Genomic DNA, 21170 nt, shown 5'->3' on the forward strand with positions numbered 1-21170 from the left:
AAAAACTTATTCAGCAACAATGCTTACAAATTTACGGTTTTTCGGACCTTTAACTTCGAACTTGACTTTACCGTCAGACAAAGCGAACAGAGTATGATCTTTACCGCAACCTACGTTGCTGCCTGCGTGGAATTTAGTACCACGCTGACGAACGATGATGCTGCCAGCAAGAACTGCTTCACCGCCGAAACGTTTTACGCCCAGACGTTTAGCTTCAGAATCGCGACCGTTACGTGTTGAGCCGCCAGCCTTTTTGTGTGCCATTTAATCTGCTCCCCTATTAAGCGCTGATGCCAGTAATTTTCACATCAGTGAACCACTGACGGTGGCCCTGCTGCTTACGATAGTGTTTACGACGACGAAACTTAACGATTTTAACTTTCTCGCCACGACCATGAGCAACAACTTCAGCTTTAATTACGCCGCCCTCAACAAAAGGAACGCCGATTTTAACTTCTTCGCCATTGGCAATCATCAGAACCTGGTCGAATTGAACTGCTTCGCCAGTTGCGATGTCCAGCTTTTCCAGGCGAACGGTCTGACCTTCGCTTACTCGGTGTTGTTTACCACCACTTTGGAAAACCGCGTACATAAAAAACTCCGCTTTCCGCACACACCTCTGTGTTTTCAGTGCGCGCTATAAATAATCACAATAGGGCGCGAATATTACGCAAATCCAGGACATTTGACAAGTACCATCATCAATTCGTGTAGAAAAAAAACACTACGCACAATGTTCCATTTATTAAGCGCATTTTTTCAGTACAATCTGTATTTGATGACCAGACAGATACCCAATAACATGTTCCGTCGAACGGGATAAACCGGGCAACAGCCAGACTTTTGCGATGAATTTAGAGAAAATAACCGAGTTAACCGCGCAAGATATGGCGGGCGTAAACGCGACAATTCTGGATCAGCTCAACTCTGACGTTCAGCTAATCAACCAGTTGGGATACTACATAGTCAGTGGTGGCGGGAAACGCATTCGTCCAATGATAGCGGTGCTTTCTGCCCGTGCTCTGGGTTATGACGGCAACGCGCATGTCACTATTGCGGCCTTAATTGAATTTATTCATACCGCTACGTTGCTCCATGATGACGTTGTTGATGAATCAGATATGCGCCGTGGTAAGGCGACAGCAAATGCCGCTTTTGGTAATGCAGCCAGCGTTCTGGTTGGTGATTTTATCTACACCCGCGCATTCCAGATGATGACGCAACTGGGCTCACTCAAAATACTGGAAGTGATGTCGGCGGCCGTCAACGTTATTGCTGAAGGGGAAGTACTTCAGCTAATGAACGTCAACGACCCGAATATTACAGAAGAAAGCTACATGCGGGTTATTTACAGTAAAACAGCACGCCTGTTTGAAGCTGCTTCTCAGTGTTCCGGCATTCTTGCTGGTGCAACGCCCGAACAAGAACTCGCCCTGCAAAATTATGGCCGCTATATTGGTACAGCCTTCCAGCTTATTGATGATCTGCTTGATTATAGTGCTGACGGCGCAACGCTGGGTAAAAATGTGGGAGATGACCTCAACGAAGGGAAACCCACTCTTCCGCTGTTACATGCCATGCAACATGGCACACCAGAACAGGCCACTATGATTCGTCAGGCCATTGAGCAAGGTAATGGAAGGCATCTTCTGGAACATGTACTGGAAGCAATGGAAATGTGTGGTTCACTCGCCTGGACACGCCTGCGAGCCGAGCAGGAAGCGGATAAAGCCATTGAGGCGCTGGCAATACTTCCTGACTCCCCCTGGAAAGCAGCACTAACTGGCCTCGCACACATCGCCGTACAACGCAACCACTAAACCACACCATATTGGCTTAGTTAAAAAGGATCTGCGCCACAGTGCCCGGATCCTTTTTCTTCTTTTGGGCTCTTATGCAACGCATTACAAAAAGCTGAGCGCGGCTACACAAAACAAACTGCAAGCCTCAATATTAAGAACTTTCAAGAATCTCCTGTGCTATATAACCCAGGCTTCCACTGAGTAGCCAATGCAACCCAATAGCGACAGGGAGAAAACATGGAAAGTAAGTTTGTTGACTGGCACCCGGCTGACATTATTGCCGCGTTGCGCAAGAAGGGAACGTCAATGGCCGCCGAATCACGTAAGGCCGGACTGAGTTCTTCGACTCTCGCCAATGCTCTGACACGCCCCTGGCCCAGGGGAGAAATGTTGATAGCCGATGCGCTGAATGTGAACCCATGGGAGATTTGGCCCTCCCGCTACTATGACCCGCATACCGCACAATTCATTGACAGAACCCGGCTCATTCGCCAACGTTAAAAAAACCGGGGAACTCCCCGGTTTATTACGTTATTCAGCGCGAATACGTTCAATTTTAGCACCCAGCGCCTGAAGTTTGTCTTCAATACGCTCATAACCACGATCGATGTGGTAAATGCGGTCAACCACCGTAACGCCTTCAGCAATACATCCGGCAAGCACCAGGCTTGCCGATGCACGCAAATCAGTCGCCATAACCTGGGCACCCGACAATTTGTTCACACCATGGCAAATCGCAGTGTTGCTTTCAATTTCGGCATGTGCGCCCATACGAATCAACTCAGGCACATGCATAAACCGGTTTTCAAAGATGGTCTCGGTGATGACACCGGTGCCTTCGGCAACCAGGTTGAGCAGTGTAAACTGGGCCTGCATATCTGTCGGAAAACCAGGATGTGGCGCAGTACGGACATTTACGGCTTTAGGACGCTGGCCGTGCATATCCAGAGATATCCAGTCTTCACCTGTTTCAATAGCAGCACCCGCTTCACGCAATTTAGCTAATACTGCATCCAGAGTGTCCGGGCGGGTATTACGGCACATCACTTTTCCACCAGAAATGGCAGCAGCCACCAGGAAAGTGCCTGTTTCAATACGATCAGGCAAGACGCGATATACACCACCACCCAGGCGTTCAACACCCGTGATAGTGATACGGTCAGTACCCATGCCTGTGATTTTTGCTCCCAACGTATTCAAAAAATTGGCCGTATCGACAATTTCTGGCTCGCGGGCCGCATTTTCAATAACCGTAGTGCCTTCAGCCAGCGTTGCCGCAGACATAATCGTGACCGTTGCACCAACACTGACCTTATCCATAACAATGTGCGCCCCTTTCAGGCGACCATTGACACTGGCTTTTACATACCCTTCTTCCAGTTTGATTTCTGCACCCAGTTGCTCCAGACCTGAGATATGTAAATCAACCGGACGAGCGCCAATTGCACAACCACCCGGTAAAGACACCTGCCCCTGGCCAAAACGAGCAACCAAAGGACCTAATGCCCAAATAGATGCCCGCATTGTTTTGACCAGTTCATAAGGTGCGCAGTAAATGTTAACTTTACTGGCGTCAATCCAGACAGACCCGTTGCGCTCAACCTTTGTCCCCAGTTGGCTCAACAATTTCATTGTGGTATCAATGTCTTTCAGTTTGGGGACATTCTGAATCTCAACCGGCTCTTCAGCCAACAGGGCGGCAAATAAAATCGGCAACGCGGCGTTTTTCGCCCCCGATATCGTCACTTCGCCACTCAGGCATGTTGGCCCTTCTACGCGGAATTTATCCATCAGGACAGCTCTCTACATATTCAAAATCACAGTTACTGCAGCATCGTTGCAGCTCAGAATCCGTTTAATTTACGGTCGCGTTCCCACTCTGTCGGGGTATAGGCTTTGATGGATAAAGCATGGATACGGTTATCCGCAATGTATTCCATAAGAGGCCCATAAATCGTTTGTTGTTTTTTCACACGACTCATGTCGGCGAAGAGTTCACCCACTGCAGTAACCTGAAAGTGGCTACCGTCACCAGTGACGTGGACTTCCTGAAGGGGCAGTGTATTCATCAGCACCGTCTGAATTTCATGATTTTCCATGGGCTCTTCATCATCGTCGATTAATAAAACCAGCCAAACATCTTAGAGGAAAGTGTTCGCCGCTGAAATAAGCAAAAAGGCCTTGCAGTAAGAAAATGCAAGGCCTTGAAACTAACCCACTGAAAACATTAGTGGGTATAGGGAAATACTGATTCTGGTAAATTATAGAGCTTGCTCAGCATATCAAGCTTTTCGTTCATGCCAGTGAGCACAACCTCATGCCCCCGGGAACGAGATATTGCTACCAGATGCAGTAAGATAGCCAGCCCCGCAGTATCTACCCTGACCAGCTCGCCAACCGCTATCTCAGATAACGACTGGCAAACAACCTGCCGCTGTGACCAGAGTGGCAATAACGACCCCTGATCCAGAATACCAAACAGAGACAGAACGCCGCTATCCAGTTGCCACTGCAAAGCACCTGCCATTATTTCTGCGCTTCCAGGGTAATCGGATGACTGGCAATGGCTTTAAGCTCCGCAGTCAGGCCATCTATCCCTTTCTGGCGCAGCAAATCCCCCCACTCATTTTGTTTTGTGGTGATCATGCTGACACCCTCCACAATCATGTCATATGCCTGCCAGTTCCCTGTCTGGCTATTTTTACGCCACTGGAAGTCGAGACGTACCGGAGGACGACCATTCGGGTCAATGATGGTCACGCGGATTGCCACGATAGTCGCATCACCAATAGGTTGTTCCGGCGCGACCTGGTAGGTTTGCCCATGATACATTGCCAGTGCCTGGCCGTAAGCCTGCTTCAGGTATTCGCGGAAAGCCGCGAAATAGGCCTCACGTTGCGCCGGAGTGGCTTCACGATAATAACGCCCCAGTACTAATGCGCCGGCATACTTAACCTGGACATAAGGCAATAATTCCTGGTCGACTATCTCACGCAGATAATCCGGATTCTGGCGAATTTTCGCCTGTTCATTTTTCAGCCTGGAAAATGTCTTTTCCGCCGCCTGGTTCATTAAAACATACGGATTAGACTGATCCGCCGCTACCGCTAAAGGAGCGATCACCAACATGGCAACCATTAACAGCCGTTTAAACATGACATATCTCCAAACTTAGTTCGTTTTCCCGGACGGGGATGGCTCATTATTCCCGTGTGACGTTCCTTGTGCATCGCCACTCGTCTTATTGTCGTTACCATTGTTGCCCTTATACAAGAACTGGCCTATCAAGTCCTCAAGCACCATAGCTGACTTGGTATCCTGCACCGTGTCACCATCTTTCAGAATACCAGTGCCAAGTTCAGGGTCTTCAAACCCCACATTCAGTGCCAGATACTGTTCACCCAGTAAGCCTGAAGTACGCACAGCCAGCGAACTGGTGTCCGGAATGTGGTTGTAACGCTGTTCGATATCCATTGCCACACGGGGCAAATAGGTCTTTGGATCCAGGGAAATATCTGCCACCCGGCCAATCACTACGCCGCCAATACGGACTGGCGAGCGTGCTTTCAGACCGCCAATGTTGTCGAAAGTGGCATACAGACGATACGTTGGCTCAGTATGAAAGGAGGTGACATTCGCCACGCGCAGGCAGATAAAAAGAATAGCGGCAAACGCAACCAGCATAAATGCGCCAACCCAAATTTCAAATTTCTTCGTTTGCATGAACTTAATTCCCAAACATCAGTGCAGTAAGCACAAAATCCAGCCCCAAAACAGCCAGAGAAGCGTGCACAACAGTACGTGTAGTTGCCCGGCTAATCCCTGCAGATGTTGGGATAGCATCATACCCATTAAATAACGCAATCCACGTTACAGTAATGGCGAACACAACACTCTTGATAACACAGTTGACCAGGTCAAGACGCCAGTCGACAGCATTCTGCATGGCTGACCAGAAAAAGCCGGAATCGATCCCTTTCCAGCTAACGCCCACCAGCGAACCGCCCCAAACGCCAACAGCGACAAAAATCAATGTCAGTAGCGGTAACGAAATGACTCCCGCCCAAAAACGCGGGGAAATAACACGTCGCAACGGGTCAACAGCCATCATTTCCATGCTGGAAAGCTGTTCTGTGGCTTTCATCAGGCCTATTTCGGCAGTAAGTGCGGAACCAGCCCGACCGGCGAACAATAATGCAGCGACAACCGGCCCCAGCTCACGCAGTAGCGACAATGCCACCAGCATACCCAGACTGGTTTCTGCGCTGTATGTGGTTAAAACCAGGTACCCTTGCAGGCCCAACACCATACCGATAAACAACCCCGATACGATGATGATTATCATAGACATAACGCCAACATTGTAGAGCTGGCGCATCAATAGCGGCGCATGTTTGCGAAACTCGGGTTTTCCGACCAGTGCATTGAAGAGCAGTATCCCTGCCCGACCAAATGTTGCACAAAACTTAATGCCCTTATGCCCGAGAGATGCCAGCGCATCCAGAAATACCACGTGATTACTCCTCCGCTCCTGCAAATAAATCCCGTTGATATTCCCCAGCCGGAAAACGGAACGGCACAGGGCCGTCGGCAATACCATCCAGAAACTGTCGAACCCGAGGATCCGGATTACGGCGTAACCCTTCAGGGCTGCCATGCGCGATAATCTGTTGATCCGCAACGATCCATGCTTCATCGGCAATACTGAGTACTTCAGGTACATCGTGGGACACGACAATGCAGGTCACACCCAGTGAACGATTTAACTCAGAGATTAACTTCACCAACACCCCCATAGTGATTGGATCCTGACCCACAAACGGCTCATCGAACATGATGAGTTCAGGTTCCAGCGCTATAGCGCGTGCCAGCGCAGCCCGCCGGGCCATCCCGCCAGAAAGCTCTGATGGCATAAGCTCTGCCGCTCCGCGTAGCCCTACGGCTTCCAGCTTCATCATAACTGTACTGACCAATAATGGCTCAGGCAGGTGTGTATGCTCGCGTAAGGGATAAGCCACATTTTCGAACACATTCAGGTCTGTAAACAACGCACCTGACTGAAAAAGCATGCTCATCCGTTTACGGACGGTAAATAGCCGTGAACGAGACAGTGACGGAATGTTGTCACCATCAAATAAAATTTGCCCGGCATCAGGTTTTATCTGCCCACCAATCAGGCGTAACAGGGTTGTTTTACCAATCCCGGATGGCCCCATGATGGCCGTGATCTTTCCACGCGGTACAGCCAACGAGATATTGTCGAAAATACGCCGACTCCCGCGTGAAAAGGTCACGTCTCGAATATCGACCAGGTTATCCACTCTCTGGTTCATCTGATGTCCTTAAACTCTTAGCTTCAGATACACCTGTACATTTAAACACGGCATTGATTTCTGCTGTGCGCGATATTCTTACAGAATATTGCGCGGTTCAGTTAGCGAAAACTGGCATCGTTTTACTTTTCGGTGCCATATAGTCAAAATTAGGCAAGTGTTTCATGCTGTGCTGTTCCCACATAAGCCAGAGCAGTGAACCAGTCATTGTAACTGAATAAAGGATTTTTCATGTTTGTAGCGACGTCTCTGTTAATCATCGGTTTACTTTTGGTGGTTTACAGCGCCGACCGGCTGGTCTTTTCTGCGTCTTTACTTTGCCATCGGCTAGGGGTTTCTCCCTTAATCATCGGCATGACTGTCGTTACCGTTGGCACATCATTGCCCGAGATAATTGTTGCGTTATCGGCAACGTTACGCGACCAGGGTGACCTGGCCGTAGGTACAGCAATTGGCTCAAACATCACAAATATTCTGCTCATTCTTGGGCTCGCAGCAACGTTACACCCCCTAAAAGTCCACTCAGCGTTGCTACGCAGAGAAATCCCACTGATGCTGCTGGTCACGTTCATTGCCGGGTATATTCTGTGGGATGGTGAATTAACTCGTGGCGAAGGGATTGTCTTACTGATAATCGCCGCTATTTACTTGCTGCTGACAGTCAAATTTGCTCAGCATGCCCATCATAAAGAAAACGACAACCTGACCCGGGAGCAACTGGCAGAACTGCCTTGTGAAGGCTCTCTGCCCGTTGCACTTTTGTGGCTGGGCGTTGCGCTCATTATTATGCCGATAGCCACCCACATGGTTATTGACAACGCTACAGTACTTGCCAATGCCTTTAACATCAGCGAGTTCCTGGTTGGTATCACTGTACTGGCAATCGGCACCAGCCTGCCGGAACTGGCAACGGCAATAGCCGGAGCAAGAAAAGGTGAAGACAATATCGCTATTGGCAATTTAATCGGCGCCAATATTTTCAACATCACAATTGTTCTGGGTTTACCTGCGCTCGGGTACCATAGCGACCTCGACCCGCTCATGATCCGGTATGATTATGGCGTGTTATTGCTGGTCAGTCTGGTGTTTGCGCTACTTTGTTGGCGCCGTTCAGGTGAAATCAGTAAATGTGCGGGAGCGTTGTTATTAGCGGGTTTCATTGCCTGGTTAATTCTGCGCCTCGCCGGTTTTTTTCCTTTCGTCGAGTAATACGGACACGGTATGTCACACAAAAACGTGGATGCAAACTTTGATTTCCAGCACGCCGGGAAAACCGTGCTGGCGGTTGAACGTGAAGGGCTGGCTCAACTGGACCAGTATATCAATGGCGACTTTACAGAGGCTTGCAGGAAGATCTTTGCCTGCCAGGGAAAAGTCGTGGTGATGGGAATGGGTAAATCCGGGCATATTGGCCGTAAAATGGCCGCAACATTCGCCAGCACAGGTACACCCGCATTTTTTGTTCATCCAGGTGAAGCCAGCCACGGTGATTTAGGCATGGTGACCAACAACGATATTGTTATTGCCATCTCTAACTCAGGCGAATCCAACGAAATACTGGCGCTTATTCCAGTACTTAAACGCCTGAAAGTACCACTAATCAGCATGACCGGGCGGCCACAAAGCACGATGGCGAAAGCCGCAGATATCCACTTGTGCATTCATGTACCGCAAGAGGCCTGTCCACTGGGCCTGGCCCCCACCACCAGCACAACCGCCACATTAGTTATGGGTGATGCGCTGGCTGTTGCTCTACTGGAAGCCAGGGGGTTTACCGCCGAGGATTTCGCACTATCGCACCCAGGCGGAGCTCTTGGGCGCAAGTTATTACTGCGTGTTAATGATATTATGCACACGGGTGATGAGATTCCCCATGTTAGTGAGCATGCTTCGTTACGCGATGCTTTACTGGAAATCACCCGAAAAAATCTGGGGATGACAGTTATCTGTGATGACCAGATGACAATCCATGGTATTTTCACCGATGGCGATTTACGCCGCGTATTTGATATGGGCGTAGACCTGCATACTCTGGCAATTAAAGACGTAATGACTCCGGGCGGTATTCGGGTTAAGCCGGCTACACTGGCTGTTGATGCATTGAATTTAATGCAGTCCAGGCATATTACATCTGTACTGGTTGCGGATGGCGACCATCTGGCTGGTGTGTTACATATGCACGATCTGCTGCGCGCTGGCGTCGTCTGAATAGGATATGAAGTAATGAGTACCCCCCAAGCGGTAACTGAAACGTGCTACGGTCTGGTCGATAACTCAGTGATAGAAAAAGCGGCGCGGATTAAGCTGCTTATCCTTGATGTCGATGGCGTGATGTCTGATGGCCTCATTTATATGGGCAACAATGGTGAAGAATTGAAAGCGTTCAATGTGCGGGACGGTTACGGCATTCGTTGTGCCCTAACATCAGGCATTGAAGTTGCCATTATCACTGGGCGTAAGGCAAAGTTACTGGAAGACCGTTGCCAGACACTGGGCATCACTCATCTTTGGCAAGGGCAAAGTGATAAGCGAATCGCTTACCAGTCGTTGCTTGCACACCTTTCGTTACAGCCGGAAGATGTCGCTTATATTGGTGATGATCTGATCGACTGGCCAGTGATGTCACAAGTCGGTTTAAGTGTGGCTGTCGCTGATGCTCACCCACTGCTGCTCCCCCGTGCAGATTATGTCACGACGATTTCTGGTGGGCGCGGAGCAGTAAGAGAGATTTGCGATATCCTGTTACAGTCTCAAGGCAAACTTGAGCAGGCTACAGGGCAATCAATATGAGTAAAAGCAGACGTTGGGTCATTATCCTGCTTGCCCTGGCCGTTTTAATTTTGCTGGGGATAAACCTCGCCGATACCGACAATAATTCGCAAGTGCAGGTCAATGATAACGAGCCCACTTATCAGAGTGAGCACTCCGATACGGTTGTATATAATCCAGAAGGCGCGCTCAATTATCGTCTGATAGCAAAACATGTTGAATATTATTCAGATCAAGAGCTGACCTGGTTTACTGACCCCGTAGTGACTTCATACGATACAAACAAAGTCGCGACCTGGTCTATCCGGGCAGACAAAGCAAAACTGACCAATGACCGGATGCTTTATCTTTACGGGCATGTCGAGTTGGATGCACTGACGCCTGACTCACAGTTACGTAAAATCACCACCGATAACGCGCAGGTAAACCTGATAACTCAGGATGTTGCCTCCGATGATCTGGTGACGCTATATGGCACCACATTTAATTCCAGTGGTTTGAAAATGCGCGGCAACTTACGCAGTAAAACGGCCAAGCTGATTGAAAAGGTTAGAACTTCCTATGAAATTCAAAATAAACAAACTCAGCCTTAACGTTCTGGTAGCCGGTGCATTGTTTGCCGCCAGCCTCCCGGCATTTGCGTTAACTGGCGATACGGATAAGCCTATCCATATCGAATCAGATCAACAGTCTCTGGATATGCAGGGCAATATTGTTACCTTTACCGGTAATGTTGTTGTCACCCAGGGAAGCATAAAGATCAACGCGGACAAAGTTGTTGTGACACGTCCCGGTGGCGAAAAAGGTAAAGAAGTGATTGATGGCTATGGTAACCCTGCCACATTCTATCAAATGCAGGATAACGGCAAGCCGGTTAAAGGCCATGCCAGCCATATGCATTATGAGCTGCAAAATGATTTTGTCGTGCTGACTGGCAAAGCTTACCTGGAGCAACTGGATAGTAATATCACTGGCGATAAAATTACCTATCTGGTGAAAGAACAGAAAATGCAGGCGTTTAGTGATAAAGGTAAACGCGTGACTACCGTTCTGGTTCCGTCCCAACTTCAGGACAAAAAAGACCAGAAACCAGCCCCTAAAAAGAGTAACTAATTCGGTATGGCAACACTTACAGCGAAAAACCTGGCGAAGGCCTATAAAGGGCGCCGGGTCGTAGAAGATGTCAGTTTAACTGTGAACTCTGGAGAAATCGTTGGCCTGCTGGGGCCAAACGGTGCGGGGAAAACTACCACGTTTTACATGGTAGTGGGTATTGTTCCACGCGATGCCGGTAATATCACCATTGACGATGAAGACATCAGCCTGTTACCACTTCATGCCCGTGCCCGTAGGGGAATTGGCTATCTGCCACAGGAAGCGTCTATTTTCCGGCGTCTCAGCGTGTACGATAACCTGATGGCTGTGTTACAAATTCGCGATGATCTCTCCAGCGAACAACGTGTTGATCGGGCAAATGAGTTGATGGAAGAATTTCACATCGAACATCTGCGCGACAGCCTTGGTCAATCACTGTCTGGTGGTGAACGCCGTCGTGTAGAGATTGCTCGGGCGCTGGCTGCTAATCCGAAGTTCATTCTGCTGGATGAACCCTTCGCAGGGGTTGACCCCATCTCGGTTATCGACATAAAACGTATTATCGAACATCTGCGTGATAGCGGTCTGGGCGTATTGATTACCGACCACAACGTACGCGAAACGCTGGCGGTTTGTGAACGGGCTTATATTGTCAGCCAGGGTCATCTTATTGCCCATGGCACACCCAGTGAAATTCTCGAAGACGAGCATGTGAAGCGGGTATATCTTGGGGAAGAGTTCAGACTCTGATAGGGTAAGCGTGACAGGATGTAAAAAAGAGTGAGCACACCTCACATCAGGTTTGTTCGCTATTCGTTATCACTGTCACCGTTTCACTTTATCAGGAGAGTTTTTCTTTTTGCCAGGGCAGGTATTATTAACGTATTGACCTGAGGAAGTATGCTCTGAATATGAAGCAAGGTTTGCAACTAAAGCTTAGTCAACAGCTTGCCATGACGCCTCAGTTACAACAGGCCATTCGCCTGTTGCAACTGTCTACGCTGGAACTGCAGCAAGAACTCCAGCAAGCGTTGGAAAATAATCCGCTGCTTGAGCAAACCGATTTTCATGACGAAGTGGAAACTCAGGATGCTCAGGATAGTGAGTCGCTGGATACCCGTGAAGCGCTTGAGCAAAAAGATATGCCTGAAGAGCTGCCGCTGGATGCAAGCTGGGATGAGATCTATACCGCAGGAACCCCCTCCGGCACCGGTGCCGATTACATTGATGATGAACTGCCTGTTTATCAGGGGGAGACAACACAAACACTTCAGGATTACCTGATGTGGCAAGTGGAACTGACACCGTTCTCTGATACTGACAGGGCAATTGCCACGTCGATTGTCGATGCGGTAGATGAAACAGGCTATCTCACCGTTCCCGTTGAAGATATTCTGGAAAGCATGGGCGATGAAACCATAACACTGGATGAAATCGAGGCTGTACTCAAGCGAGTTCAGCGGTTTGATCCTGTGGGTGTAGCTGCCCGTGATTTACGTGATTGTTTGCTTATCCAGCTTTCTCAGTTCTCTCGTGAAACGCCTTTTCTTGAAGAAGCCCGGCAGATAATCAATGGGCATCTCGATCTTCTGGCAAACCATGACTTCCGGACACTGATGAAAATCACGCGTCTAAAAGAAGATGTGCTGAAAGATGCGATGATGCTGATCCTGTCTCTTGATCCTCGTCCAGGGCAGTCCATTCACACCACTGAGCCTGAATACGTTATTCCGGATGTACTGGTGCGCAAACATAAAGGGCACTGGACAGTTGAACTGAATTCCGACAGTATTCCCCGCCTGTCCATTAACCAGCATTACGCCTCTATGTGCAACAATGCTCGTAATGACAGTGACAGTCAGTTCATCCGCAGTAATCTGCAGGAAGCGAAATGGCTAATCAAAAGCCTGGAAAGCCGAAATGAGACACTGCTCAAGGTCAGCCAGTGTATTGTAGAGCAGCAGCAGGCTTTTTTCGAAAATGGCGAAGAATACATGAAGCCAATGGTACTGGCAGATATTGCTCAGGCGGTGGAAATGCACGAATCAACGATTTCGCGCGTTACCACGCAAAAATACCTGCACAGCCCACGGGGCATTTTTGAGCTGAAATATTTCTTCTCCAGCCATGTGAATACTGAAGGTGGGGGCGAAGCCTCTTCCACGGCAATTCGCGCACTGGTGAAGAAGTTGATTGCCGCAGAAAACCCGGCAAAACCACTTAGTGATAGTAAACTGACTTCTATGTTATCTGATCAAGGTATCATGGTGGCCCGGCGCACTGTCGCAAAATACCGCGAGTCTTTATCCATACCGCCGTCGAACCAGCGTAAACAATTGGTTTGACTCAACCGATAAGGAAGACAATATGCAACTCAATATCACAGGACAGAATGTCGAGATTACTGAAGCTATGCGCGAATTCGTCAACACAAAGTTCGCCAAACTGGAGCAGTATTTCGAAAGGATCAACCAGGTCTATATTGTGTTGAAAGTGGAAAAAGTCACTCAAACAGCGGATGCTACACTTCATGTAAATGGCGGTGAATTGCATGCCAGTGCCGAAGGCCAGGATATGTATGCCGCAATTGACGGTTTGATAGATAAACTCGCACGTCAATTAACTAAACACAAAGATAAACTGAAACAGCATTGATGACCCAGGTATTTCCCTGAATCTCAGCGGCCCGTTATCGCAGGATAGCGGGCCGCTGGCACAGAGGGTACCAGGTGGAGCTATGATGAATAATGATTCCGCGCTGCAACTCAGCGCTGTCCTGAACCAGGAATGTACGCGTAATAACGTACATTGTCAGAGCAAAAAACGTGCTCTGGAAATCGTCAGTGAGCTGGCGGCTAAGCAGTTAGGCCTTCCGTCACAAGCGGTTTTTGATGCTGTATTAACCCGCGAACGTATGGGAAGTACCGGCATTGGTAATGGTATCGCTATCCCGCACGGTAAACTGGAAGAAGACACATTACGTGCCGTTGGTGTATTTATCCGTCTGGAAACACCCATACCTTTCGATGCCATTGATAATCAGCCAGTTGATCTCTTATTCGCGCTGCTGGTTCCGGCAGATCAAACTAAAACACACTTACACACTTTGTCGTTGGTTGCCAAAAAACTGGCCGACAAAACGATTTGTCGTCAGCTCCGTATGGCCCAAACGGATGAAGAACTGTTTAACATTATTACTGATGCGGGAAATGCAGAAGCCTGATTCCGGCTCAGTAATCATGAATTAACATCACATGATACCCATGAAAATTGGGGATGCATGCAGGCTAACACCGTAAACGCCACTGGCTTCATCTGCATCAGTAACGTAAAGGGTGTTTTACTGGTAGCGGTCATTAGGGTGCCTCTCAGGGATGAGAGAGATAAATATAGCCACCCTGTGCAAACCGACAACGGGTATATTCAGACTGGGGGAGAGACTGTTCATGGTGCTGATGATTGTCAGCGGCCGCTCAGGTTCAGGGAAATCCGTAGCCTTGCGTGCTTTGGAAGATATGGGTTTTTACTGTGTAGACAACTTGCCAGTTGTGTTGCTACCCGATTTAGCCCGCACATTATCTGACCGGCAAACATCTGCGGCAGTCAGTATTGATGTACGCAATATGCCCGAGTCACCGGAAATTTTTGAGCAGGCAATGCGTAATTTGCCTGATACATTTTCGCCGCAACTTCTGTTCCTGGATGCTGACCGTAACACGTTGATTCGACGCTACAGTGACACAAGGCGTCTTCATCCGCTGTCCAGTAAAAATCTGTCACTGGAAAGTGCGATTGATGAAGAAAATGATCTGCTGGAGCCGCTGCGTTCCCGGGCTGATTTGATTGTTGATACCTCGGAAATGTCAGTGCATGAACTGGCTGAAATGCTGCGAACCAGGCTACTGGGTAAACGCGAGCGTGAGCTTACCATGGTGTTTGAATCATTTGGTTTTAAACACGGTATTCCTATCGATGCAGACTATGTTTTTGATGTTCGCTTTCTGCCAAACCCCCACTGGGATCCCAAATTACGCCCCATGACTGGTCTGGATAAACCCGTCGCTGCTTTTTTGGATCGCCATACCGAAGTGCATAACTTTATTTACCAGACTCGCAGCTACCTCGAGTTATGGTTGCCCATGCTGGAAACGAATAATCGTAGCTACCTGACGGTTGCTATTGGTTGTACCGGTGGTAAGCACCGCTCTGTTTATGTTGCAGAACAATTAGCTGACTATTTCCGCTCACGCGGTAAAAACGTCCAGTCACGCCATCGAACGTTGGAAAAACGCAAAACATGACCGTAAAACAAACTGTTGAGCTCACCAATCGTTTAGGAATGCACGCGCGCCCGGCAATGAAGCTCTTTGAACTGGTACAAAGTTTTGATGCCGAAGTGTTGCTGCGCAATGAAAGTGGAACAGAAGCAGAAGCCAGCAGTGTGATTGCACTGCTAATGCTGGATTCTGCCAAAGGTGGGCACATTGAAGTGGAAGCAACCGGGCCTCAGGAAGAAGAAGCGCTGGCTGCCGTTATAGCACTGTTCGACGCGGGCTTTGACGAAGATTAATTAACTGCAGGTTAATTCAGTTTGTGCTCTGCCAGGAAGCTTTCCCCACCCAGTTGCCTCATCTGGCGGAGTATCCATTGTTGCCTGGCACGGACATACCCTGAAGGCGCGCTGGCTTTATAAATAATCGGGTTTGGCAATACCGCGGCTAACAAAGCGGCTTCTGCAGGTGTCAGTTGTCTTGCAGTCTTATGGAAATAATGTTGTGCAGCGGCCTCAACACCGAAGATACCTTCACCAAACTCAGCCACGTTCAGGTAAACCGTTAAGATTCGGCGCTTACCCCACAACAATTCAATTCCCACGGTCAACCCGGCCTCCAGGCCTTTACGCAGCCATGATCGCCCATCCCACAAAAACATATTTTTGGCTGTTTGCTGAGAGAGTGTCGATGCACCACGTATCCGGTTTTCATGACGTTCATTATGAGCCAGCGCTTGCTGAATCGCGTCAACATCAAACCCCCAGTGCTCAGGGAATTTCTGATCTTCAGCCGCAATGACCGCAATCGCCATCCAGGGAGAGATGTTATCCATGGATTCCCACGTTGAATGCGCCACATAGTGAAAATTCCCCGAAAACCAGGCCGATACCTGGCGCTCCACCATCACAGCGCTAAACGGGACAGGCAACATACGAAACAGCAGTATTAATGACAGCCAAAAACCAGCGAGCCCCAAAACACTATATAAGATGTACCGTTTAACTCTCGCTAATAATCCTTTACTGCCTCGACTCATTGGCAAAGAACCAGAACACGCGAAACAAGTTTTTCAATACCTTGTGCGGCTTCATCAATATTTTTCGCCAGCATATAGGCCGGTGTAGTTACCACTTTTTGGTCTTCATCCACCACAATATCCTCTACCGGACAAGGAACGTGCTCACCTCCCATCTCTTCCACTAATTCAGCTGTATCAACATCCGTGCCAATAGTCAGGCGCACAGGAGTTTCAAGAATGTGAGGGAGCATGGCTGGTGCAATACAGATAAAACCAAGAGGTTTGCCCGCGGCATGGCAATCCCGCGCCAGAGCCTTCAGTGCCGGGTCAACCGAGCACTCCGCACCGGCAACAGCAAAGTTACTCAGGTTCTTGGCCGCGCCAAACCCACCAGGAACTATAAGAGCATCCAGTTCCGCTGCCTGAGCCAGGCTGAGCGAGCTCACCTGCCCGCGGGTAATACGTGCAGCTTCAACCAGGCAGTTACGCGTTTCATGCATTACCTCACCGGTAAGGTGATTTACCACGTCATACTGTGTTTTATCTGGAGCAAAACAAATGGCTTCTGCTCCTGCCCGAGCAATTGCCAGTAAAGTCAGGACGGCCTCATGGATCTCCGAGCCGTCATAGACTCCCGCACCGCACAGAACTACACCAATTTTTTTCATACAAATTCTCTTTGTACTGCTGTCAAATCGTTAAATAAAATGCTATTAAGACGCTATGCTTCACACATTTTACTGATTCATGTAACAACAAATTTAAGTTTTGCTATCTTATGGCTGAGTTGTGTAAGGAATTTCTCGTCTCGCCTCGTTAAAACATAAACCAATACTCTGCGGGACGTCAGTTTCCCTGGTGTTGGCGCAGTATTCGCGCACCCCGGTTAATCCGGGGTCATTTTTTTTCAGCACCAGCAACCCATTTTTCCAGCGCAGCAATATCGTTGCGCCATTCGTGCCGAATCTCATCTATCCACTCTCCGACGTTATCCCACCATGCAGGTAAATCCGGAGACTGAACTTGCTGTGCCAGTTGCTGGATATGGCGTAACCCCACCGAGCCTGCGGCACCTTTGATTTTATGACCTTCTTCAACAATGCCTTTCTGGTCGCGTGCAGTCCAGTTGGACTCCAGCACACTTAAATAACCCGGCATCATTTTTTCAAACATAGCCAGCCCGTCACGAATCAATTTTGGCCCGACTAACTCCATATACTGTTCGAGCATCGGTAAATCCAGGATAGCTTGTTTTTTATCATCAGTTTCAAGATTATTCACGCCATCCTCCTGCACGGTATGTGCGTCCCAAAACTTCTTGATCATCGCGGTTAAAGCAGACACAGATAATGGCTTACTCAATACATCGTCCATGCCCGCATCCAGGTACTCTTTTTTATCTTTAAGTACATTGGCAGTTAACGCAACCAAAGGAGGCAATTCATCCCGGGTGAATGTCTGGGTTAATTTACGGGCAATATCCAGCCCGGTCATATCCGGCAACTGAATATCCAATAAAACTAAATCGTATTCACCAGGAATAAATGTCGCCAAAGCTTCTTTACCGGTCATTGCCACATCAACAGAATTCCCCATTTTTTCCAGCACAGAACGGGCGACAATCACATTCAGCTCAATATCTTCTACCAACAGAACATGGAGTGCCGGCAATGGCAACTCATCATCATCGTCTTCATCCACTTCGTCATGAACAGCAGGAGCATGTACTGTCAGGGTAAACAATGCCCCCTCTCCTGGATTACTGGAAACGGTGATGTCTCCTCCCATGCTTTTTGCCAGACGTCGGGATACCGCAAGGCCAATTCCGGTTCCGGTTGCCGGCTTTCCACCCTGTTCATCTTTTACCTGATAATACATAGCGAAAATTTTATCCTGCTCGCCTGGAGGAATACCAATGCCCGAATCCTGAACCTCAAAGCGCATTATCTGGTCATCCTGATAGCTGACCCGCACCCGCACTTCTCCTTTGCGGGTAAATTTCACTGCATTACTAATCAGATTCCACAGAATTTGCCTCAGGCGTGTACCATCTGCGATTATTTTATGCGGTAACGGCTGGGCGGCTTCCATTACAAAACGCAGCCCTTTTTGCTGGGCCTGCAGGCCGGAGAGATTTTCGAGGTCAGAAAGAAAACCGGTAAAATCAATTGGCTGGTTATCCAGTTGCACTTTACGGCGTTCAATTTTATCCATATCGATAATATCATTGAAGATATTACCCAGAGTGACAGCAGAAACATGAACGGTTTTCAGGTACTTCTCTTGTTCCGGTGTCAGGTCGGTATCCAGCAGAATACGGCTTAACCCAACAATCCCGTTCAGTGGCGTGCGCAATTCATGGCTGATAGTTGAAATAAACGTTGTTTTATCCCGGCTGGCACGCTCAAGTGCGTCCTGATAACGCTTGCGTTCAGTAATGTCACGCCCAAACCCCATCAGACCATGCCGTTTACCTACACGGTCGTAGTAAGGCACTTTACGGATTTCAAAGCAGGCTTTGCGCCCATCGGGGTAATCCAGCCATTGTTCATAGGTGAGTGAAACATTGTGGCGAAAGACCTTCTCATCTGTTTCAATCACTTTCTCTGCCGCTTCAGTGGAATACACATCGGGCGGACGCAGGCCAATGAGTTGTTTCTCACTTTTCCCGGTTAACAACTCCATCGCCCGGTTACAGCCAGAAAACTCCTGATTTTCATTGCGATAAAACACCAGGTCTGGTGATGCATCGAGAAATGAGCGCAAAAAAGAGGATTGTTGTGCCAGTTGGATCTGCGTTTGTTCACGCTCTTTTATTTCCAGAGTGAGCTGGTCAAGGACAGACTGACGTTCTTTTTCCGCCCTTTCGCGATCAGCAATCTCCTGATTAAGCTGCGTGATATTGTTTTTTAGCTGAACATTAAGCGACAAGTCGCGTTCACGCATCTCTTCCAGTTTTTCTACCAGACGTGTCAGTCGCTGCCGGGACTCTTCAATTTGTTCCACTACAACAGAGAGGAAATAGACCGCCCAGGGCGTAATCAATAACCCGAAGAAAATAGAGCGGATAACATCAATACTCTCTACCTGACCGCGCAACACCATAGTGACAGCCATCTGAACAACAATAGCCAGAACCACCAGCGCAAACGCTAATAACAATGAAAAACGCACCAGACCCAATTTCATCATCAGGTCTACATAATATTGCGCCAGCTTACGGATTTGATTCATGGAACATTCCTTAACTGAGAATTACCACCATGATACCGAAAAATGACATAACAGTATGTTTTCAGGCAAGCGCCGGTTTCCAGGGCGTCCCTAATGCGTCCCCCTGAGGGCCATGTTCAAGCAAATAGCGGTTGATTTCCACCATTCCAGTCCAGCGATTTTCACACCACAAAGGAGCAAGCAGTGTCGGACGACGCGCGCTGGCTGAAATACGGTGATAGACCACATCCAACGGTGTGTGGCGGATCATTTCACTGGCAGTATGGGTATATTCCTCAAGAGTAATCCCCGCCAGCCTGCCGGCTTGCCAGCTTTTTGCCATGATACTGCCTTTCACAATATGCAAGGGATGTAACTTAATGCCATCCACTCCAGTGTTTACCACTCTTTCGAGAGTTTCCATACAATGCTGATGTTGTTCACCCGGCAACCCCACAATCAAGTGACAACAGACTTTCAGGCCGCGCTGGCGGGCCAGTTGAGCTGTTCGCTGGTAGCAGGCAAAGTCATGGCCACGATTAATGCGATGCAATGTTTTATCGTGTGCGGTTTGTAACCCTAACTCGAGCCAGACTTCATACCCCTGAGCCGCATAACCACTTAGTAAATCCAGCACAGCTTCCGGAACACAGTCCGGGCGTGTTCCCACACATAAACCTACAATATTTGCCTGTACAACTGCCTGTTGGTACATATTACGCAGTACTTCTACCTCTGCCCAGGTGCTGGTGTATGCCTGAAAATAAGCAAGATAGCGTTTTGCACGGTTCACAAGGTGCGCCTGATCAGCGAGTTGCTCTGCAATGGAATGATATTGTTGCGCCTCATCAGCAAAAGAGGCGACGTTGCAAAACGTGCATCCCCCACGCCCGATGGTTCCATCGCGGTTTGGGCAACTGAACCCGCCATGCAAAGTCAATTTATGTACCTTTTGCCCGTAGCGGCGAAAAAGATCACCACCAAACATATTGACTAAATTCTGTAACTGCATAATTCTGTTAGGCCGCCCTTAGTAAGGGCAACAGACTGCCACTTTTCTCAACCAACGGCGATGACCTGGATCAAGCGCCCTGGCTGCCTTTATTCAAATGAATAACAATTCACAATAAACGTTTTTTCACTCACTTCGCAGACGATTACTTTTCCTTATGTGAATTTAATTTTTCGACAAAAATTCTTCACAAGCTAAAAACAGTTTCATCAATTACAAAAACAGCATCACCAGGTAAAAAATGCTGGTAGTTTAGAAAAAACCAGTGACAAATCTCATCACCCCCACAACTACACAGTGATACAGGTCACATTCCTCATAAGGTCACCCTTAGGTAAACTGAATGTAAAAAAGTTATTTTTCCATTTAATATTATATAGTTAAGTTACTTTCCATTCTTTTTTGCATAAATAAGAATGCCATTTGACCTGAGTAGCGATTCTCGCTAACTTGGAAGTCCGCTGGAAGCTTTCTCGATGAGTTCTCTGCTCATCATATTTATGCAGTAATTGAGATTCCCTCTGAAGCAAGTCCTCAACACTTGTGCACCGATGTAAAACGTCGAGTCGATAAGAGGGCGACATGCGAGGCTCGCATACTGAGTATGCACACCCCGTCGCCTGTCCCCTGTTACGCCTTAACGCAATCGGTCTC

At 48.4% G+C, this 21170-nt stretch carries 26 protein-coding genes; 13 read left to right on the forward strand and 13 right to left on the reverse strand.

What is annotated here, in order from left to right:
- Positions 1 to 6: 6 nt before the first annotated feature.
- Positions 7 to 264, reverse strand: coding sequence for a 50S ribosomal protein L27 (gene rpmA, locus MPHASIOC01_RS18525; protein WP_036104873.1), 258 nt, complete (start codon positions 262 to 264; stop codon positions 7 to 9).
- Between the two features lie 16 nt (positions 265 to 280).
- Positions 281 to 592, reverse strand: coding sequence for a 50S ribosomal protein L21 (rplU, locus tag MPHASIOC01_RS18530; RefSeq protein ID WP_036104882.1), 312 nt, complete (start codon positions 590 to 592; stop codon positions 281 to 283).
- A 256-nt stretch (positions 593 to 848) separates the two neighbouring features.
- Here rplU and ispB point away from each other — a divergent pair, with 256 nt between their 5' ends.
- Both ispB and sfsB read left to right on the forward strand, forming a co-directional pair.
- Complete coding sequence (ispB, locus tag MPHASIOC01_RS18535) at positions 849 to 1820, forward strand: octaprenyl diphosphate synthase (RefSeq protein WP_064600613.1); 972 nt, start codon at positions 849 to 851, stop codon at positions 1818 to 1820.
- A gap of 219 nt (positions 1821 to 2039) precedes the next feature.
- Positions 2040 to 2303: a DNA-binding transcriptional regulator SfsB gene (gene sfsB, locus MPHASIOC01_RS18540; RefSeq protein ID WP_064600615.1), complete on the forward strand. Its 264-nt coding sequence runs from the start codon at positions 2040 to 2042 to the stop codon at positions 2301 to 2303.
- 30 nt (positions 2304 to 2333) lie between these two features.
- Here the strand turns inward: sfsB and murA are convergent, their stop codons facing one another.
- The 7 genes from murA to mlaF all read right to left on the reverse strand — a co-directional run bounded on the left by murA (position 2334) and on the right by mlaF (position 7135).
- Positions 2334 to 3593: a UDP-N-acetylglucosamine 1-carboxyvinyltransferase gene (murA, locus tag MPHASIOC01_RS18545; protein WP_064600617.1), complete on the reverse strand. Its 1260-nt coding sequence runs from the start codon at positions 3591 to 3593 to the stop codon at positions 2334 to 2336.
- 53 nt (positions 3594 to 3646) lie between these two features.
- Positions 3647 to 3901 carry a BolA family iron metabolism protein IbaG gene (gene ibaG, locus MPHASIOC01_RS18550; protein WP_064600619.1) on the reverse strand — a complete coding sequence of 85 codons (255 nt, stop codon included), beginning with the start codon at positions 3899 to 3901 and terminating at the stop codon, positions 3647 to 3649.
- A 128-nt stretch (positions 3902 to 4029) separates the two neighbouring features.
- Positions 4030 to 4329, reverse strand: a complete 300-nt coding sequence (mlaB, locus tag MPHASIOC01_RS18555) for a lipid asymmetry maintenance protein MlaB (RefSeq protein ID WP_064600621.1) — start codon at positions 4327 to 4329, stop codon at positions 4030 to 4032.
- On the reverse strand, positions 4329 to 4958 hold the full coding sequence (gene mlaC, locus MPHASIOC01_RS18560; protein ID WP_064600623.1) for a phospholipid-binding protein MlaC: 630 nt from the start codon (positions 4956 to 4958) through the stop codon (positions 4329 to 4331). Before mlaC ends, mlaB begins: the two co-directional genes overlap by 1 nt.
- A gap of 15 nt (positions 4959 to 4973) precedes the next feature.
- Positions 4974 to 5525 carry an outer membrane lipid asymmetry maintenance protein MlaD gene (mlaD, locus tag MPHASIOC01_RS18565; protein WP_064600625.1) on the reverse strand — a complete coding sequence of 184 codons (552 nt, stop codon included), beginning with the start codon at positions 5523 to 5525 and terminating at the stop codon, positions 4974 to 4976.
- Positions 5526 to 5529: 4 nt separating this feature from the next.
- Positions 5530 to 6315 carry a lipid asymmetry maintenance ABC transporter permease subunit MlaE gene (gene mlaE, locus MPHASIOC01_RS18570; protein WP_064600627.1) on the reverse strand — a complete coding sequence of 262 codons (786 nt, stop codon included), beginning with the start codon at positions 6313 to 6315 and terminating at the stop codon, positions 5530 to 5532.
- 4 nt (positions 6316 to 6319) lie between these two features.
- Complete coding sequence (gene mlaF, locus MPHASIOC01_RS18575; RefSeq protein ID WP_064600629.1) at positions 6320 to 7135, reverse strand: phospholipid ABC transporter ATP-binding protein MlaF; 816 nt, start codon at positions 7133 to 7135, stop codon at positions 6320 to 6322.
- A gap of 231 nt (positions 7136 to 7366) precedes the next feature.
- On the opposite strand from mlaF, the gene MPHASIOC01_RS18580 reads away from it, so the two are divergent.
- The 11 genes from MPHASIOC01_RS18580 (at position 7367) to npr (ending at position 15569) form a co-directional block, all read left to right on the forward strand.
- Positions 7367 to 8344: a calcium/sodium antiporter gene (locus tag MPHASIOC01_RS18580; RefSeq protein ID WP_064600631.1), complete on the forward strand. Its 978-nt coding sequence runs from the start codon at positions 7367 to 7369 to the stop codon at positions 8342 to 8344.
- Positions 8345 to 8356: 12 nt separating this feature from the next.
- Complete coding sequence (gene kdsD / locus MPHASIOC01_RS18585; RefSeq protein ID WP_353613060.1) at positions 8357 to 9343, forward strand: arabinose-5-phosphate isomerase KdsD; 987 nt, start codon at positions 8357 to 8359, stop codon at positions 9341 to 9343.
- Positions 9344 to 9358: 15 nt separating this feature from the next.
- A complete protein-coding gene (gene kdsC / locus MPHASIOC01_RS18590; protein WP_064600635.1) occupies positions 9359 to 9925 on the forward strand; it encodes a 3-deoxy-manno-octulosonate-8-phosphatase KdsC in 567 nt (188 codons plus the stop codon).
- Positions 9922 to 10497 (forward strand): LPS export ABC transporter periplasmic protein LptC, encoded by a 576-nt coding sequence (gene lptC / locus MPHASIOC01_RS18595; RefSeq protein ID WP_064600637.1) that lies wholly within the window; start codon positions 9922 to 9924, stop codon positions 10495 to 10497. Before kdsC ends, lptC begins: the two co-directional genes overlap by 4 nt.
- Entirely contained in the window at positions 10466 to 11017 is a 552-nt protein-coding gene (gene lptA / locus MPHASIOC01_RS18600) for a lipopolysaccharide ABC transporter substrate-binding protein LptA (protein ID WP_064600639.1), read from the forward strand. The genes lptC and lptA overlap by 32 nt, the downstream gene beginning before the upstream one ends.
- A 6-nt stretch (positions 11018 to 11023) precedes the next feature.
- On the forward strand, positions 11024 to 11749 hold the full coding sequence (gene lptB / locus MPHASIOC01_RS18605) for an LPS export ABC transporter ATP-binding protein (RefSeq protein WP_064600641.1): 726 nt from the start codon (positions 11024 to 11026) through the stop codon (positions 11747 to 11749).
- A 161-nt stretch (positions 11750 to 11910) separates the two neighbouring features.
- Entirely contained in the window at positions 11911 to 13344 is a 1434-nt protein-coding gene (gene rpoN, locus MPHASIOC01_RS18610; protein WP_064600642.1) for an RNA polymerase factor sigma-54, read from the forward strand.
- Between the two features lie 22 nt (positions 13345 to 13366).
- A complete protein-coding gene (gene hpf / locus MPHASIOC01_RS18615) occupies positions 13367 to 13654 on the forward strand; it encodes a ribosome hibernation promoting factor (protein ID WP_036104930.1) in 288 nt (95 codons plus the stop codon).
- A gap of 82 nt (positions 13655 to 13736) precedes the next feature.
- Complete coding sequence (gene ptsN, locus MPHASIOC01_RS18620) at positions 13737 to 14222, forward strand: PTS IIA-like nitrogen regulatory protein PtsN (protein WP_064600644.1); 486 nt, start codon at positions 13737 to 13739, stop codon at positions 14220 to 14222.
- Between the two features lie 223 nt (positions 14223 to 14445).
- On the forward strand, positions 14446 to 15300 hold the full coding sequence (gene rapZ, locus MPHASIOC01_RS18625) for an RNase adapter RapZ (protein ID WP_036104937.1): 855 nt from the start codon (positions 14446 to 14448) through the stop codon (positions 15298 to 15300).
- Positions 15297 to 15569 (forward strand): PTS phosphocarrier protein NPr, encoded by a 273-nt coding sequence (gene npr / locus MPHASIOC01_RS18630; RefSeq protein WP_064600646.1) that lies wholly within the window; start codon positions 15297 to 15299, stop codon positions 15567 to 15569. Before rapZ ends, npr begins: the two co-directional genes overlap by 4 nt.
- Positions 15570 to 15580: 11 nt before the next feature.
- Here the strand turns inward: npr and mtgA are convergent, their stop codons facing one another.
- From mtgA to MPHASIOC01_RS18650, 4 genes are all read right to left on the reverse strand, one after another.
- The gene (gene mtgA / locus MPHASIOC01_RS18635) at positions 15581 to 16309 is read right to left on the reverse strand and encodes a monofunctional biosynthetic peptidoglycan transglycosylase (protein ID WP_353613061.1); all 729 of its coding nucleotides are present in this window, start codon (positions 16307 to 16309) and stop codon (positions 15581 to 15583) included.
- On the reverse strand, positions 16306 to 16959 hold the full coding sequence (gene elbB, locus MPHASIOC01_RS18640; protein WP_064600650.1) for an isoprenoid biosynthesis glyoxalase ElbB: 654 nt from the start codon (positions 16957 to 16959) through the stop codon (positions 16306 to 16308). Before elbB ends, mtgA begins: the two co-directional genes overlap by 4 nt.
- A 229-nt stretch (positions 16960 to 17188) precedes the next feature.
- The gene (gene arcB, locus MPHASIOC01_RS18645; RefSeq protein ID WP_353613062.1) at positions 17189 to 19525 is read right to left on the reverse strand and encodes an aerobic respiration two-component sensor histidine kinase ArcB; all 2337 of its coding nucleotides are present in this window, start codon (positions 19523 to 19525) and stop codon (positions 17189 to 17191) included.
- Between the two features lie 61 nt (positions 19526 to 19586).
- Positions 19587 to 20516, reverse strand: a complete 930-nt coding sequence (locus MPHASIOC01_RS18650) for a TIGR01212 family radical SAM protein (protein ID WP_064600655.1) — start codon at positions 20514 to 20516, stop codon at positions 19587 to 19589.
- Positions 20517 to 21170: the final 654 nt, after the last annotated feature.

The sequence above is a fragment of the Mangrovibacter phragmitis genome (assembly GCF_040429585.1).
GTDB classification, from domain to species: domain Bacteria; phylum Pseudomonadota; class Gammaproteobacteria; order Enterobacterales; family Enterobacteriaceae; genus Mangrovibacter; species Mangrovibacter phragmitis.